The sequence below is a fragment of the Enterococcus sp. DIV2371 genome (assembly GCF_050498525.1).
Lineage (GTDB): Bacteria > Bacillota > Bacilli > Lactobacillales > Enterococcaceae > Enterococcus_B > Enterococcus_B mangumiae.
Map to the genome: position 1 here is coordinate 2,094,699 of NZ_JBIPAJ010000001.1, position 14,768 is coordinate 2,109,466.

Annotated in this window: 14 protein-coding genes and 1 riboswitch; of the genes, 4 read left to right on the top strand and 10 right to left on the bottom strand. The window is 39.5% G+C overall.

Annotated features, from left to right (window positions below; genetic code table 11):
- Window positions 1-306 precede the first annotated feature (306 nt).
- Both IGL24_RS09750 and IGL24_RS09755 read left to right on the top strand, forming a co-directional pair.
- On the top strand, window positions 307-1,614 hold the full coding sequence (locus tag IGL24_RS09750; protein ID WP_207699816.1) for a serine hydrolase: 1,308 nt from the start codon (window positions 307-309) through the stop codon (window positions 1,612-1,614).
- 326 nt (window positions 1,615-1,940) lie between these two features.
- A complete protein-coding gene (locus tag IGL24_RS09755) occupies window positions 1,941-3,143 on the top strand; it encodes a YdcF family protein (protein WP_207699817.1) in 1,203 nt (400 codons plus the stop codon).
- Between the two features lie 44 nt (window positions 3,144-3,187).
- Here the strand turns inward: IGL24_RS09755 and IGL24_RS09760 are convergent, their stop codons facing one another.
- From IGL24_RS09760 to IGL24_RS09775, 4 genes are all read right to left on the bottom strand, one after another.
- Window positions 3,188-4,453 (bottom strand): voltage-gated chloride channel family protein, encoded by a 1,266-nt coding sequence (locus IGL24_RS09760; protein WP_206856249.1) that lies wholly within the window; start codon window positions 4,451-4,453, stop codon window positions 3,188-3,190.
- A gap of 52 nt (window positions 4,454-4,505) precedes the next feature.
- A riboswitch (Fluoride riboswitch) is annotated at window positions 4,506-4,573 on the bottom strand.
- 40 nt (window positions 4,574-4,613) lie between these two features.
- Window positions 4,614-5,270, bottom strand: coding sequence for a FusB/FusC family EF-G-binding protein (locus IGL24_RS09765; RefSeq protein ID WP_207699818.1), 657 nt, complete (start codon window positions 5,268-5,270; stop codon window positions 4,614-4,616).
- 280 nt (window positions 5,271-5,550) lie between these two features.
- A complete protein-coding gene (locus IGL24_RS09770; RefSeq protein ID WP_206856255.1) occupies window positions 5,551-6,054 on the bottom strand; it encodes an HD domain-containing protein in 504 nt (167 codons plus the stop codon).
- 123 nt (window positions 6,055-6,177) lie between these two features.
- Complete coding sequence (locus IGL24_RS09775; RefSeq protein WP_207699819.1) at window positions 6,178-6,939, bottom strand: TrmH family RNA methyltransferase; 762 nt, start codon at window positions 6,937-6,939, stop codon at window positions 6,178-6,180.
- 108 nt (window positions 6,940-7,047) lie between these two features.
- Here IGL24_RS09775 and IGL24_RS09780 point away from each other — a divergent pair, with 108 nt between their 5' ends.
- The gene (locus IGL24_RS09780; RefSeq protein ID WP_207114920.1) at window positions 7,048-7,323 is read left to right on the top strand and encodes an acylphosphatase; all 276 of its coding nucleotides are present in this window, start codon (window positions 7,048-7,050) and stop codon (window positions 7,321-7,323) included.
- Window positions 7,324-7,538: 215 nt separating this feature from the next.
- The gene (gene yidC / locus IGL24_RS09785) at window positions 7,539-8,483 is read left to right on the top strand and encodes a membrane protein insertase YidC (protein WP_207699820.1); all 945 of its coding nucleotides are present in this window, start codon (window positions 7,539-7,541) and stop codon (window positions 8,481-8,483) included.
- 50 nt (window positions 8,484-8,533) lie between these two features.
- Here yidC and glyS read toward each other — a convergent pair whose 3' ends face one another.
- The 6 genes from glyS to ybeY all read right to left on the bottom strand — a co-directional run bounded on the left by glyS (window position 8,534) and on the right by ybeY (window position 14,752).
- Entirely contained in the window at window positions 8,534-10,603 is a 2,070-nt protein-coding gene (gene glyS, locus IGL24_RS09790) for a glycine--tRNA ligase subunit beta (RefSeq protein WP_429968438.1), read from the bottom strand.
- Between the two features lies 1 nt (window position 10,604).
- Window positions 10,605-11,522, bottom strand: a complete 918-nt coding sequence (gene glyQ / locus IGL24_RS09795) for a glycine--tRNA ligase subunit alpha (protein ID WP_207114923.1) — start codon at window positions 11,520-11,522, stop codon at window positions 10,605-10,607.
- 376 nt (window positions 11,523-11,898) lie between these two features.
- Window positions 11,899-12,702, bottom strand: coding sequence for a DNA repair protein RecO (gene recO, locus IGL24_RS09800; protein ID WP_207114924.1), 804 nt, complete (start codon window positions 12,700-12,702; stop codon window positions 11,899-11,901).
- Between the two features lie 269 nt (window positions 12,703-12,971).
- Entirely contained in the window at window positions 12,972-13,871 is a 900-nt protein-coding gene (gene era, locus IGL24_RS09805; RefSeq protein ID WP_206856271.1) for a GTPase Era, read from the bottom strand.
- Window positions 13,872-13,884: 13 nt separating this feature from the next.
- On the bottom strand, window positions 13,885-14,298 hold the full coding sequence (locus IGL24_RS09810) for a diacylglycerol kinase family protein (protein ID WP_206856274.1): 414 nt from the start codon (window positions 14,296-14,298) through the stop codon (window positions 13,885-13,887).
- On the bottom strand, window positions 14,276-14,752 hold the full coding sequence (ybeY, locus tag IGL24_RS09815) for an rRNA maturation RNase YbeY (protein ID WP_206856277.1): 477 nt from the start codon (window positions 14,750-14,752) through the stop codon (window positions 14,276-14,278). Before ybeY ends, IGL24_RS09810 begins: the two co-directional genes overlap by 23 nt.
- Window positions 14,753-14,768 lie beyond the last annotated feature (16 nt).

Sequence of the window (14,768 nt, forward strand, 5' to 3'; positions counted from 1 at the left end):
ACACTTCACAGCCAAATTATTCATACATCCATGCTAAGATGAAAAAAAGTAGAAATCGAGGTGTTTTTATGCAATTATTGATGATCTTTAGTTTACTAGGGCTGACCGCTTTATTTGTATTCACTGCCTTTCGTCTAAATGAACCTGAAGTACAACCCGTTCGGATCAAAAAGAATCAACGTTAAGCTTCTTGGGTGTGTTCGTTTTGTTTATCTAAAGTTTTTTTCAGAAAGATTGAAACTACGTACGCTCTCTGATAAAATTTTAATTTGTAGCAAATCAAATTAGAAAACAAGGAGATTGGACATGCGCACTAAGAAAACACATTTCGTTTTACTGTTGGCAACGCTTCTTTTGACGTTAGGAACGTTTCTGCCAACTTTATCCGTACATGCAGATGATACATTTTCTGTGAATTCCCAAGCAGCATTTGCGGTGGACGCAACAAGCGGAAAAATTTTATACAATCAAGATGGGGATAAAACAATGGGGATCGCATCGATCTCAAAAATCATTGGATTATACATCGTACTCGACCAAGTGAAAGAAGGAAAATTATCTTGGGACGATGAAGTGGCAATCTCCGATTATGCTGAAACCCTAAGTATCGCACCCAATTTATCAAATGTTCCCTTACATAAGGAGAATACCTATACTGTAAAAGAACTTTTTGACTCTGCCTTCATCCAATCAGCCAATGCTTCAATGGTCGCTTTAGCTGAAAAGATTTCTGGTAGTGAAACAGCCTTTCTGACTGTCATGAATGATCAATTAAAAGAATGGGGCATTGAAGATGCAACGATCGTCAATGTTTCTGGTCTAAACAATGTTTACCTTGGTGCAAATCGCCCAGAAGGTACTGGCGAGACAGATGAAAATCAAATGTCCGCAAAAGATGTAGCAATCATCGCACGTCACCTATTACTAGATTTTCCTGAAGTACTAGAAGTAACAAGTACAGCCACAAAAATGTTTGGTGAAAATACTCAATCACCGGTTGAAATGGTCAACTGGAATTGGATGCTTCCAGGATTTATCAACGCAAAAGAAGGCGTTGATGGACTGAAAACTGGAACCACTGATTTTGCTGGCGCTTGTTTTGTTGGTACGATCGAAAGAGATGGCAAACGCATTATCACTGTCGTATTGAATGCTGAAGGCCATGAACTAAACCCAAGTGTTCGTTTCACTGAAACAGCTCGCTTGATGGATTATTGCTATGATAACTGGTCAGTCAAAGAAATCGGCAAATCAAATGCAAGTATCCCTTCCCTTGAATCGATCAATGTGAAGAACGGGAAAGAAACTTCTGTCAACGTCGTATTGAAAAGCCCTGTCAGTGTCTGGGTCAGAAACGACATGGATACTGGTCAATTGACGATCACACCAAAAATCGATGAAGAAAAAGTAAAAGACAATGAACTTGAAGCACCGATCGTCAGAGGCACAAAAGTTGGTACAGCAACGATCACTTTAGCTAATGATCAATTAGGCTACTTAGAAGACGATGCCTCTCCTAGCACAGACATCATCACTGCTAGTTCAGTTGAAAAAGCCAATATTTTTGTGATTGGCTGGCGTAATGTCACTAACTTTTTCAGTAATCTATTCTAGATAAAAACTCTTGATCGATTGCATCAAATAGCTACCCAAACGATAAAATTTGGTTCTTCGTCATGTTACGACGTGGATCAATGCCAAAATTATCGTTTGGGTATTTTTTTGCTTATTTCAGAAAATAAATGTAATTTATATTTTTTCTTTTTTTATAACAGCTTTTTTGTTCATTTTTCGTTATACTGTAAAAGATAGATGGTTACTTGAAGGGTTGTTCTTTGAGGGGCAAGTAACACTATCATTTCGTGTGTATAAACTCATCGGTTTTCTGCTATCTATCCCTAGCAGTGATGACTGCACGTTTAGAAAAAGGAGTTGGTTCTATGAATTTAACAAGAGATTTGATTTTTTCGATTCTCTATATTTTAGGGATGACTGGCATCATCACCTGGCGTCGAAAACAAAAAGACCCGGCGCTATTCTTTTATTGTGGTACTTGGACATTTGCATTGATGCTCACGTATTTCATTGTGTTAGAGATTTTTTTTGCAAGTTTTTATTTCTTGATTCCTCTAGCCTTCTTTAGTATTTTTGCTTTTTTTTACTTTACAGAAAAACGACGGCTCATGAATGGATTGATCTTCAATTTATTTTTAGTCAGCTTTGGCACTTATTTATTACTCTTACTCTCTGAGACCCAAAACGTCTTTATCGGTGGTATTTTCGCCTTGATAGCAGTGCCAGTTGTATTGATTTTATTATTTGGTGTTTATATTTTAGTCGTCTTTCTGGTTTGGAATGGGATCATCGTTCTAAAGAGAGAATCTAGGTCTCTAGCAAATCTTTTGACCTTACTACTAGGAATCGCTTTGATGCTTTATGTAGGGACTGCTACCTTTTTGATTAGTTACTTGCCAGCATGGATCAATGTGTTTCTTTCTGGTATAGCAGTTATTTTGATTTATCTATTTATCGTCTTCTATAATTTTATGACCGTTTCTTTCTTATATCAGTTCAACCGACCACGATATAATCAAGACTATATTATTGTTTTAGGCGCAGGACTGATCAACGGTGAGCGTGTTTCCCCTCTCCTAGCCAAGCGAATCGACAAAGCCATCGCTTTTTATTGGGCGCAAAGTCATGCTACTCTAAACCCACCGACACTTTTGATGTCAGGGGGACAAGGTGCAGACGAAAAATTGCCTGAAGCAATTGCGATGAAAAATTATGCGTTAGAAAAAGGGATTCCTGAAAGAGATATTTTGGTTGAGACTAATTCGACTACCACTTTAGAAAATATGCGTTTCTCTAAAGAGTTGATGGACCGAGAGTCTGGTGGCGGTGCTTACCGTGCCATTTTCAGTTCGAATAATTACCATATTTTCCGTGCAGGACTATTTGCGAAACAAGCGCAACTAAAAGCAAATGGCATTGGCGCAAAAACAGCCTTTTATTATTTGCCAAATGCTTTTCTGAGAGAATACATTGCAATCTTGATGCTCCACAAAAAACGTCATATGATCGTATGTGGCACAATCGTTGGCTTTTCGGTCTTGATGGCCTTGCTTACATTGATCGTCTAAAAAAAGAAGTTGCTGAAATAGCAACTTCTTTTTTTAATATGAGATCACTCTTTTGTTTTCCTCTGATTTTTTTCCACTGGTAAAAATAAAATCCCTTTTTTGACCATCACTTTTTGTGCCGAATAGATCCCGTAGTTTCCTGAACACATGAAACTAATCAAGCAAATCATAAAAAAGAAACTAGCTGCTTCACCACCAAAGAGTTCGATCCCCATGATAAAACAAGCAATTGGCGTATTCGTTGCACCAGAAAATACCCCAATAAATCCTAAGGCTGCAAGAAAAGGAATCGAAACATGTAAAAGTGGTGCTAATGCTGCACCTAAAGTTGCACCGATCTCAAATAAAGGCGTCACTTCACCGCCTTGATAACCAGCCCCTAGTGAAAGGACAGTAAAGCCCAGTTTCCCAATAAAATCATATGCGTTGGCTGTTCCTGCAAACGCATCTTGTAACAAAGGCAGGCTAAGTCCTAAGTAGCGTTGGGTCTGGAAGATAAGTGCGACAATAACGACGATGCCCCCACCAATAAAATTTCTAACTACTGGGTCTTTGAACCATTTCGTATACACTTTTTTCAAAAAGACGATCGAGCGGCTAAAAACCCAACCTATCAATCCAAAAGCGATCCCTGCCACCATCAATTTAGCAAATAGTGCGGGACTCCAGACAGGAATCTCCCCCATTGCGTAATGGACATGCGTGACTCCGATACTCTCCGTCACAAAATTTGCAAACAAGGCAGCAAAAAAACTAGGAAAGATTGCTTCCGTTCGCATTTTACCGATTGCTAATACTTCAAGCCCAAAGAGTGTGCCAGCTAAGGGAGTCCCAAAAACAGAACTAAAACCAGCGCTTATTCCACTGACGATCAGTACTTCTCGCTCAATACGACTTAATTTCAACCCTCTAGCAAGATTTTCAGCCAAAGCACCGCCCATTTGGACCGCCGTTCCTTCTCGACCGACTGAACCGCCAAAGAGATGTGTCGTGATCGTACCAAAAAGCGTCAAGGGAATCAATCGAAGGGGGATCTTTTCTTCTCCACCATTTCCTTGATCAATCACCAGATTGTTTCCACGACTAGCATTTCCACCGTACCGTTGATATAAAAAAGCAAATAATGCCCCACTGATCGGTAATAGATACAATAGCCACGTATGAGCTTCTCGTAGATTTGTTACCACCGTCAAGCTATTCAGAAAAAAAGCTGAAAGTCCTCCCATCAATAGGCCCAAACAGGCAGTGATCACTAGCCATTTGATCATATACGTGATTATTTTGATTGGATTGTACAACCATTGTTCCATTTTTTTCATTCCTTCCCACAAAAAAAGCCTACTAAAAAAACGGATTCTCCGATTTTTAGTAGGCGTCATTAGTCATCTATCGATCGACATTTAAAGGTGAACACCATCACCTATTCATTTACGGAAAGTTTATCATACCTTCTTAGAAAAAACAATGACACTATTTCTCTTTCTTCACGATTTCTGTAAATTCATAGAATGGTGCTAACTTTACAAGTTGTTGATTGCATTGATCGCTATCGTGACAAATATAATTCCCTTTTTTGGTATACGTGCCATCTGATCCAGATTTCGTTGTGGAAAGAAACATTGCAACATTTGAGGTCTTATGACAAATCGCACACACCCCTTTGATGATCGTCGGTGAAAGTGTTCCATGCACCCCTTTTAACTGGTCATTCTCGTAATAAAGCAGATATTTCTTTTGTGTTCCTGGGTCGTTCCAACCAACATACGTGTGTTGTTTCAGATCTAAGATTTGCCAATCTGGTTGTTTCAACTTTTTCACTTTTCGGAATATTTTTTCCACTTGGATTTTTGATGGTTGCTTGAATGGCGCAACATGTTCTTTCAAACGCTCGAGCAATTCTGCTGCTTTTTCTTTTTTCAAGTTCGTATCCATGATCTGCTGCACAAATGGTTCAAGTAAAACGATTGCTTGCGGATCATTTTCTACTACCTCATTGATTTTTTCTGTTGCTAACGCTTGGACTGTCGCGACAGTTTTTTTGTCATTCACTGAATGATACACATTCAGTAATTGCTCGATTTCTCGTTTAATAAAGAAATATTGATAGGTTTTAATTGTTGTTTCCATGATTTTTTGAGTCCTTTCTTCTTTCAAAAGTAGCTACTTTGAAGAAAAAAGTGTCCTTCAACAAAGTTAGCTTAATAACTGAAGTCCTTGAACTCTGCTAAATAAGATACATATGGCATCTTATCATCACCCCCTTTATGCTTTTTTCATTTATGTACAGTTACCTAATAAAGAGTTAACCTTATCTCTCTTATTTCGTCAACTACTTTCGTACAAAAAAACAGTCAAAGAATGCCCAAAATCGGGTTCTTTGACTGTTTCGATCCGGCTGGTCAATGGGTTAAACCGATTGTTCTTTACCAAAATATCGTTGCCATTTTTGTTTCATCGTATCTGTTACCGGTTGTGCCGCTTCTTTCACTGCACAATACTTGTCCACAAATGTCACAATGTAGCTTTCTTTGTATTTTGGCGGAGCGATCGTTGCGCCCCACATGTGTTTCAAAATGATGTCGCGTTCTAAATCAGAAAGCTCTGTGATCTTTTCTGCATTTTTTACAGCGATTCTTGGATGCACATACGCATGTGTTCCTTCATCAAATTTTGTCGTACGCCAGTCATAGTAAAATAGGTCATGTAAAAGTCCTGCACGTGCAGTTGCTCTTGCATCTCCACCCCATTTTTTTGCTAATTTGTAGCTATAGTAAGAAACACTGATCGAGTGTTCCAATCTTGTCGAATGTACATGTTGAATATAGTCAGCTAATTTTTGCACAGCTTCTGTTTCTAATAGATCTTCGATATAAGACATGTATTCTTCGTCTTCACGCCATTTTTCTGTCATAATTTTCGATCTGCCACCTTTTTGAATTTCATTTATCGTTGAAATTGTACATAGTATATCACTCGCGTTCGGAATATTCTAGTGAGGTTGACTAAAAATCCAAAAAGCTTAATAGTTCCTTAATCAAGAAGAGAGATGATACAACAATATCCCCGTAGCAACACCGACATTCAATGATTCGGCATGCCCATTCATTGGGATATAGATATTTTTATCGGTCAACGCTAGCAACTCTGATCGCACCCCTTGTCCTTCATTCCCCATAATGATCACATAATTTTTTGTTGGAATGACTTCAGGTAAAGAAATTGCCTCTTCATTGAGTTCTGTTCCATAAATCGCAAACCCTTTTGCTTTTAATTCAGGTATGAGTGCGTCTAATTCTTGCACGATGACGGGTAAATGGTAATTGCTTCCTTGCATACTTCTCAATACTTTGGTGCTATAAATATCAGCTGTTCCTTTACCCAAGATGACGCCGGCTAAACCAAACGCATCGGCTGTACGGATCATTGTTCCGACATTTCCAGGATCTTGGACATTGTCTAATAGCAACCAGCCGCCGGTATCGATTGATGACTGGCTGACTTCTAATGGCATTACTGCCACGATTCCTTGTGGTGTCGGTAAGTCAGAAATCGCTGCCATCACTTCATCCGTGACTAAGAAGTGATTCAATGCGTGTTGCTCGACCCATGCCCCCCACTCTGACCAGCCTTTTTCTGTCAGAAAGATTTCTTTCGGTATAACTTGGGAGTTCACAGCTTCTTCGATCAAATGGAACCCTTCAAGCAGGTATTCCTGACCTTCTTCACGGTGCTTCTTTTTATGTAATTTTTTTAATTCCTTGATTCTAGGATTTTTTGCTGATTGAATTTTTTTCACGTTTTTCCACCTCACTTTATTATAGCATGGAATCAATCTTGGAGCTTGTTAGTTTTTGAAAAAATCGTTATCATAAATTTATAACTAAAGGAAAGAGTGGTGCTTTAGATGAAAAAGGTAAAAATGAATGTACAAGGTCGTGTCCAAGGTGTTGGTTTTCGCTATATGACGAAAATGGTGGCTGATCAATTAGGTGTGACTGGTACAGTTAAGAACGAAGAAGATGGTTCGGTGACGATCGAAGCCGCTGGCGAGGAATCAGTTATTGATCAGTTCATTAAAGAAGTCAAGCAGTCACCTAGTCCAAGCGGTCGTGTCCAATATGTCGATCTGCAAGAACATCCGATGATGGAGGAACGTAAAAAATTCGATGTGATTGGCTAAACTTAGTGATTCGTCTATCCCTATCTCCTAATTTTGGCAGCGGTCTACTAAAAATAGCGAAGGCTCGTGTTTTTTAATTGTATGTGATCATGTACCTTCACTTGATTGACTCGTCTTACGAGGATTATTTGAATTTTCTATGAAGTTCATTGAATTATTCACATATTTTTAGTATAGTTAAGCTTGTGTAAAAATTTTAAAAGAGGAAGTATTTTATGAATAAATGGAAAAACTGGTTACTAGGTTCTGGTCTTGTAACACTCTTACTTTTCTTATCTGGCTGTGTCAGAATGGATGCTGACGGAAACCCTGATACATCTGGGATCATTTATCGAGTACTCGTGCAACCTATGGGACAAGCGATTACATATCTCGTGCAGAATTTCAACTGGTCATACGGTTGGGCTGTTATCTTGATGACTGTGATCGTCCGAATCATCATTTTACCTTTAGGAATCAGTCAATCGAAAAAAACAATGATCCAGTCTGAAAAAATGCAAGCATTGAAACCTCAAGTCAGTGCCGCCCAAGAAAAATTAAAAGCGGCAACGACACGTGAAGAACAAATGGCTGCACAAGCAGAAATGCAACAAGTCTATCGCGAAAATGGTTTAAGTATGACTGGTGGTATCGGTTGTTTACCTTTATTGATCCAAATGCCGATCTTCTCAGCGCTGTACTTTACTGCTCGTTACACAGAAGGTATCCGTGAATCGACTTTTTATGGTATTGATCTAGGAAATCCAAGTTTAGTTTTAGTTGCGATCGCAGGGATCGCTTACTTGCTCCAAGGATATATCTCAACGATCGGTATTCCTGAAGAGCAAAAGAAAACAATGCGTACGATGTTGATCGTGTCGCCAGCGATGATCGTTTTCATGTCGATCAGTGCCCCTGCCGGAGTAACACTTTACTGGGTAGTCGGCGGTATCTTTAGTTGTCTCCAAACATTTATTACAAATGTCATCATGAAACCACGACTAAAAGCACAGGTGGCAGAAGAATTAAAACAAAATCCACCGAAACAAGTCGTGACACCTCGAAAAGATGTGACACCTGAAGAAACAACGAAATCAACGAAAAAAATCAATTCACAAGCAACAGCGAATAGAAACAATACTAGCGGGCGTAATGCTGGCAAACAACAACGTAAAAAATAAAAGAGTTTGGGATGTGTAAACATCCCAGACTCTTTTTGCTCTACTTGGCTTTACTTTGTAATGATTTGATCTAGACTTGCAATACTTAATGCCATATCAGCAATTTCTTGTAACTGCGCTAGACGATTATTGCGGACAGCTTCATCTTCGACCATTACCATCGTTTGATCGAAATACTGATCGATAACTGGTCTCAAGCTAACTAATTGGTCATAATTCTCTTTGAGTGTCCGTTCAGCAAACTGAGCTTTCACTTCTTCGACCGCTGCATACAATGCTTTTTCTGCTTCATTTTCAAATAAGCTTGGATCTACTTCAACTGTCGTGCCTTCCGCTTTTTTCGCTAGATTCATCACACGTGTCAAAGCTTCCATTGATGGTTTGAAGTTTTCATCTTGTAGACGTTCTTTCAATAGACGTGCTGCTGCAAATACTGTAGTCAAATTGCTTTCTTTTGCATTCAAGACAGCATCGATCACATCATGGCGAATGGCTTTTGTTACCAAACGTTGGCGCAAACGTCCTTTGATAAAGTCAATGACGTCATTTCCTTGAACAAATGCTAAACCAAAACGCTCTTGGTTTTCATTGATTGCATCATTTACTTCTTGTTGTAATTGTGCCAATGGGAACGCCCACTGTTTTTCTTCAATGATTCGAACGATACCATAGGCTTGACGACGTAATGCGTATGGATCGTTTGATCCGCTTGGTATCATTCCTACAGTGAAGAAAGAGAAAATACTATCTAGTTTATCCGCAATCGCTAAGACCGCACCAACAGCTGTTTCTGGTAGTTCACCTTCACTGGCGATCGGCAAGTAGTGTTCCCGGATCGCTGTCGCAACTGCTGGATTTTCTCCGTGCAACAACGCATATTTTTCACCCATGATCCCTTGAAGTTCTGGGAATTCGCCAACCATGTTCGTGACTAGGTCAAACTTGTAGATTTCTCCTGCACGTTGTAAGTCAGAAAGTTCTTCTGAAGATAAACCGACTGATTGACCAATCACTGATGAAATCACTTGTACACGTTGCATTTTTTCATAAATGCTACCGATTTTTTCATGGAAAGTGACTGATTTCAATTTATTGACATAATGTTCGATCGGGAATTTTTTATCTTCATTGTAAAAGAATTCCGCATCTTCTAAACGAGCAGTCAATACTTTTTGATTCCCACGAACAACGTTATCTAACTTCACACGATCGCCGTTTCGTACAGCGATAAAGTGTGGCAATAGTTGTCCTTTCGCATTTCGCACATCAAAATAGCGTTGATGTTCCTTCATTGAAGTCAAAAGAACTTCTTCAGGCACAGACAAATATTTTTCTTCAAAGTCACCGGCAAAGACTGTTGGATACTCCACTAGATTATTGACTTCTTCAAGTAGGTCTTCATCAAAATCGATATGCCAGTCATTTTCTGTTGATAATTGAGTGGCTTGTTCCATGATCATTTCTCTTCTCTTTTGTGGAGAGGCAATCACAAATTGCTCAGATAGTTTTTCTTCATACTCCCCTGGATGGGCAAATGTGACTTCTTCTCCTAAGAAACGATGCCCACGAGAAGTACGTCCAGTTTTCACATCTAAAAATTCAAATGGGATGACGTCTTCTCCTAATAAAGCCACGATCCAGTGAATTGGGCGGATGTATTCAAAGTCAAATGAAGACCAGTGCATCGTGACAGGGAATGTCATACTTTTAATCACATCGATCAGTCCTGTTAAGACTTCGATGGCTGGTTTTCCTTGTGTATATTTCGTGACATAAACGTATTCTACGCCTTTGATTTCTCGGAAAGTGATATCGTCTGTTGTCACTCCTTGTCCACGAACAAATCCTTGCGCTGCTTTAGACCAGTTACCTTCTGCGTCTAAAGCAATTTTTTTCGCAGGTCCTTTTACTTCTTCTTCACTATCCGCTTGACGTTCGGGTACGTTTGTTACTTTGATCGCCAAACGACGTGGTGTAGAGAATGTCTCAATTGCATCGTAAGTCAATTGATTGGCTGTTAAAAAAGCTGCTGCTTTTTCTTCTAATTGTTTCATGCTCGGTGTCACTACATGCGCGGGCATTTCTTCCAAGCCGATTTCTAATAATAAGTCTTTAGCCATCTTATTCAGCCTCCTTAACGGTCGTTGATTTTTCTGTTTGATCGTTCAGCAGTGGGAATCCAAGTTTTTCACGTTCTGCGACAAAGATTTTTGCTACAGATTTCGCCATATTACGAATACGTGCCAAGTAACCGGCACGCTCAGTCACAGATACCGCACCACGGGCATCTAATAGATTGAACGTATGGCTGCATTTCAAGATATAATCATATGCTGGATGAACCAGATTTTCTTCAATGCAACGTTTCGCTTCTTTTTCAAAACGGTCAAAGTTGCTTAACAGTAATTCTTGATCACTGACTTCAAATGAATATTTTGAGTGTTCGTATTCTGGTTGTTTGAAGATCTCTCCATATTTGACACCTGCTGACCATTCAAGATCATAGACACTTTCAACTTCTTGGATGTAAGAAGCTAAGCGTTCCAATCCATAAGTGATTTCTGAAGTGACTGGTTTACAAGGCAAGCCCCCAACTTGTTGGAAGTACGTAAATTGAGTGATCTCCATACCGTCTAACCAAACTTCCCAACCAACACCGGCACAGCCCATCGAAGGATTTTCCCAGTTATCTTCAACAAAGCGGATATCATGTTCCAACGGATCGATCCCTAATAGTCGCAAGCTTTCCAAATAAAGTTCTTGGATATTTTCTGGTGATGGCTTCATTACGACTTGGAATTGATGATGTTGGTACAAACGGTTAGGGTTTTCGCCATAACGACCATCGGCTGGTCGACGTGACGGCTCAACATATGCAGCATTCCACGGCTCTGGACCGATTGCTCGCAAGAAAGTATATGGGCTCATTGTGCCCGCCCCTTTTTCTGTATCGTATGCTTGCATCAGCATACAACCGTTTGAAGACCAAAATTTTTGTAATGTCAAAATCATTTCTTGAACTGTTTGCTTCTTACTCATAAAATTACCCCTTTCATCTTAACCAAGAATCAAAAATAGTAACAAAAAAAGTCCCTATGTTTGCATAAACAAACATAGGGACGAAAATGTTCGCGGTTCCACCCTACTTCCGAGTCACTCGGCAGCTTCGTTGATCGTACTCACAAGTGCCTCTTCAAAAATCGTTTGCATCCGGCTCACACTCTCCCGAACTCGCTTGTGCCACATGATTTCCTACTGATCTTGATCATCGTACGTATTTGATTATTGAATGTACTTCATCAGTTACACTCATCTATTGAAAAAATAATCGTTACTATCTAGGCTTTATAATAGACGGTAACTAGCTACTTTGTCAAATATTTTTGAAAAAAAGTGCTTTGTTTCAATTTACCGATCATTCTTCGGTGGGCTTCTCCTGATTTCGATCATTCGCTGGTTTCATGATATGCTCCCAACTTTTCATTTGATCGATAAATTTTTTACTTTTTAAATGGATCCCGACGTATTCTTCATATAGCAGATCGATCAATTGACGAATTTTTTGCTTCGTTTCTTCTTTGACATTGATCCCACTGATACGATCATACGAAATCGCCGAAAACATCCGTACAAAGTAGACTGCTCGCGGGTCGGCATGATAGCGATGATGATCTAACTCCCAGTGGTTTTCACATAAGACACCGCCATATTTTGATGAGTAATCAAATTTTCCTTGAGTCTGCCCACATACCGCACAATGCGTCCAAACTGGCGAGATCCCAAAGCGTTGCAACAATTGGATCTCAAAGATGTTGGTAATGATCTCTGGGTCATCCCCTTGATCCATACGTTGTAGTGCTTGATGGGTAAATTGAAACAGATTGGGATCATATTGTCGATCCTCGATTGCCGCATCGACTAAGTTCAACAAGTACGTCCCATAACCGCTAAGAAAGATATCTTCTTGGATCTTACGAAACGAATGGACATCTTTCACGCTGTTAACAAAGGACAATCCTTCATTATGAAAATGACCGATATAGACTGCTTCCGTAAAAGGGAGCAAAGCCGGCGCGATCGGCTGATTTTGACGATGGATTCCCTTGACGTAAAACATCATTTTACCTGCCGATTCTGTAAATATCTTAACTAATTTATCTTTTTCCTTGTAGTTCCGGCTTGAAAGGATGATCCCTTTTGATTCTGCAAGCTGACTCATCGTCACGCCTCCTCTGATTTAAACATCGACTGCTTTTTTAATAAGCAAGAAAGTAGGAAAAAGTCATGCGAGCATCTAAGACAAAATTACTAGGCTCTTTTTGTCTTAATTGCTTCCATGACTTATTGATCTTTTACGCTACAACTAGATAAACGGTGTTCGAAAGCTAACTCCTACGATATTAAGCCAAAATTTGAAAAAATATGAGAAGCTATTTTCTCAAATTCTTTCTTAATACTCGGAGTTGACCAGCTTTCTCACAACCTTGTTTAGTACTCGTCTTGACGATACCCAAAATCTTGTAAATAAACTCGCTTGTCTCGCCAATCTTTTTGGACTTTGACCCAAAGCTCTAAAAAGACTTTATCCCCCAACAGGTTCTCAATATCTCTTCGTGCTTTTGTGCCGATATCCTTCAGCATCTTACCGCCTTTGCCGATAATGATCCCTTTTTGACTATCGCGCTCCACGATGATCGTCGCTTGGATATGGATTTTATTGTTCTCATTGCGTTTCATTGTGTCGATCACTACTGCAACTGAATGCGGGACTTCATCTCGTGTTAAGAATAAAACTTTTTCTCGGATCAATTCAGAAACGATAAAGTACTCTGGATGGTCTGTCACTTGATCGTCAGGGAAATATTGTGGCCCTTCAGGCATTTCATCCACTAAAACATCCATCAAACGCTCCACATTGTTTCCTTCTGTAGCAGAAATCGGCACCACTTGTGCAAAGTCCATTTGTGTCGAATAATCTTCAATGATTCCCAATAGCTCATCAGGATGAACCTTATCGATCTTATTGATGACCAAATATACCGGTGATTGAACATTTTTCAATCGTTCGATGATAAAATCGTCACCTTTTCCTCTTTTTTGATCGGCGCTGATCATAAATAATACCGCATCGACTTCACGTAATGCACTATAGGCTGTTTCTACCATGAAATCACCTAAGCGATGTTTTGGCTTATGGATCCCTGGTGTATCAATGAAGATCAATTGCGCTTCAGGAGTCGTATATACTCCTTGAATCTTATTTCTCGTCGTTTGCGCTTTATCACTCATGATCGCGATTTTTTGACCAACGATCCGATTAAGCAATGTGGACTTACCAACATTTGGTCGCCCAACGATTGCGACAAATCCAGATTTATGTTCTGACATAGTTACTCTCCTTTTAATTAAAAAACAGTTGATAGATTTTTGGACCAAATAAAATGATCCCGACGATCACAGCAAAACAAGCTGTCAAAAGCACCGCACCAGCTGCCATATCTTTGATTTTTTTTCCAATTGGATGAAAATGGAAGTCTGTGAACATATCGACTACATTTTCAAACACAGTATTCATGATCTCAACGATCCATACGAGAAAGACTGAAAGGAGCAACCAGAGCCACTCCATTCGGTCCAACTGAAAGACGACGCCCATCAGCAATGCAATGATGCCAAAAGCAACGTGTTTCTTCATATTTCGTTCTTCATCGAAAACTGTTTTAACGCCTTGTAAAGCAAACTCCACTGACATCCAAAAATGTTTGTTTTTATCTGCCTTTTGTTCTTCTTTTCTACCTTTTAAGTCCATAAGCATCTAAAATCTCTTTCTGTAGTCCAAACATTTCCGCTTCATCTTCAGGTGTCATGTGATCATAGCCATTGATGTGTAAAAAGCCATGCACGGCTAAGAATCCTAATTCACGATCATAGGAATGACCGTATTCTTCTGCTTGTTCTTTTGCTCGATCGATCGAGATCATGATATCGCCTAACACACGAGGCATTGGCTCATCGTCCTCTTCAAAAATCACCGGGATCTCATCTTCAACCTCATCTTCTAATGCAAAACTGATCACATCAGTTGGTGCATCTTTGCCACGGTACGTACGATTGATTTCCTGAATAGACGGATTATCCATGAACGTGACCGACATTTCTGTTTCATCTGATAAAGAAAGTTTTTTTGCGGCAAATTGAAGAAGTTCTTCGATTTCTTTGATTTTCGTTTCAGATACAGTATTTGTTTCATCGATAAATGTAATATCCATTAGGCATCGCTTCCTT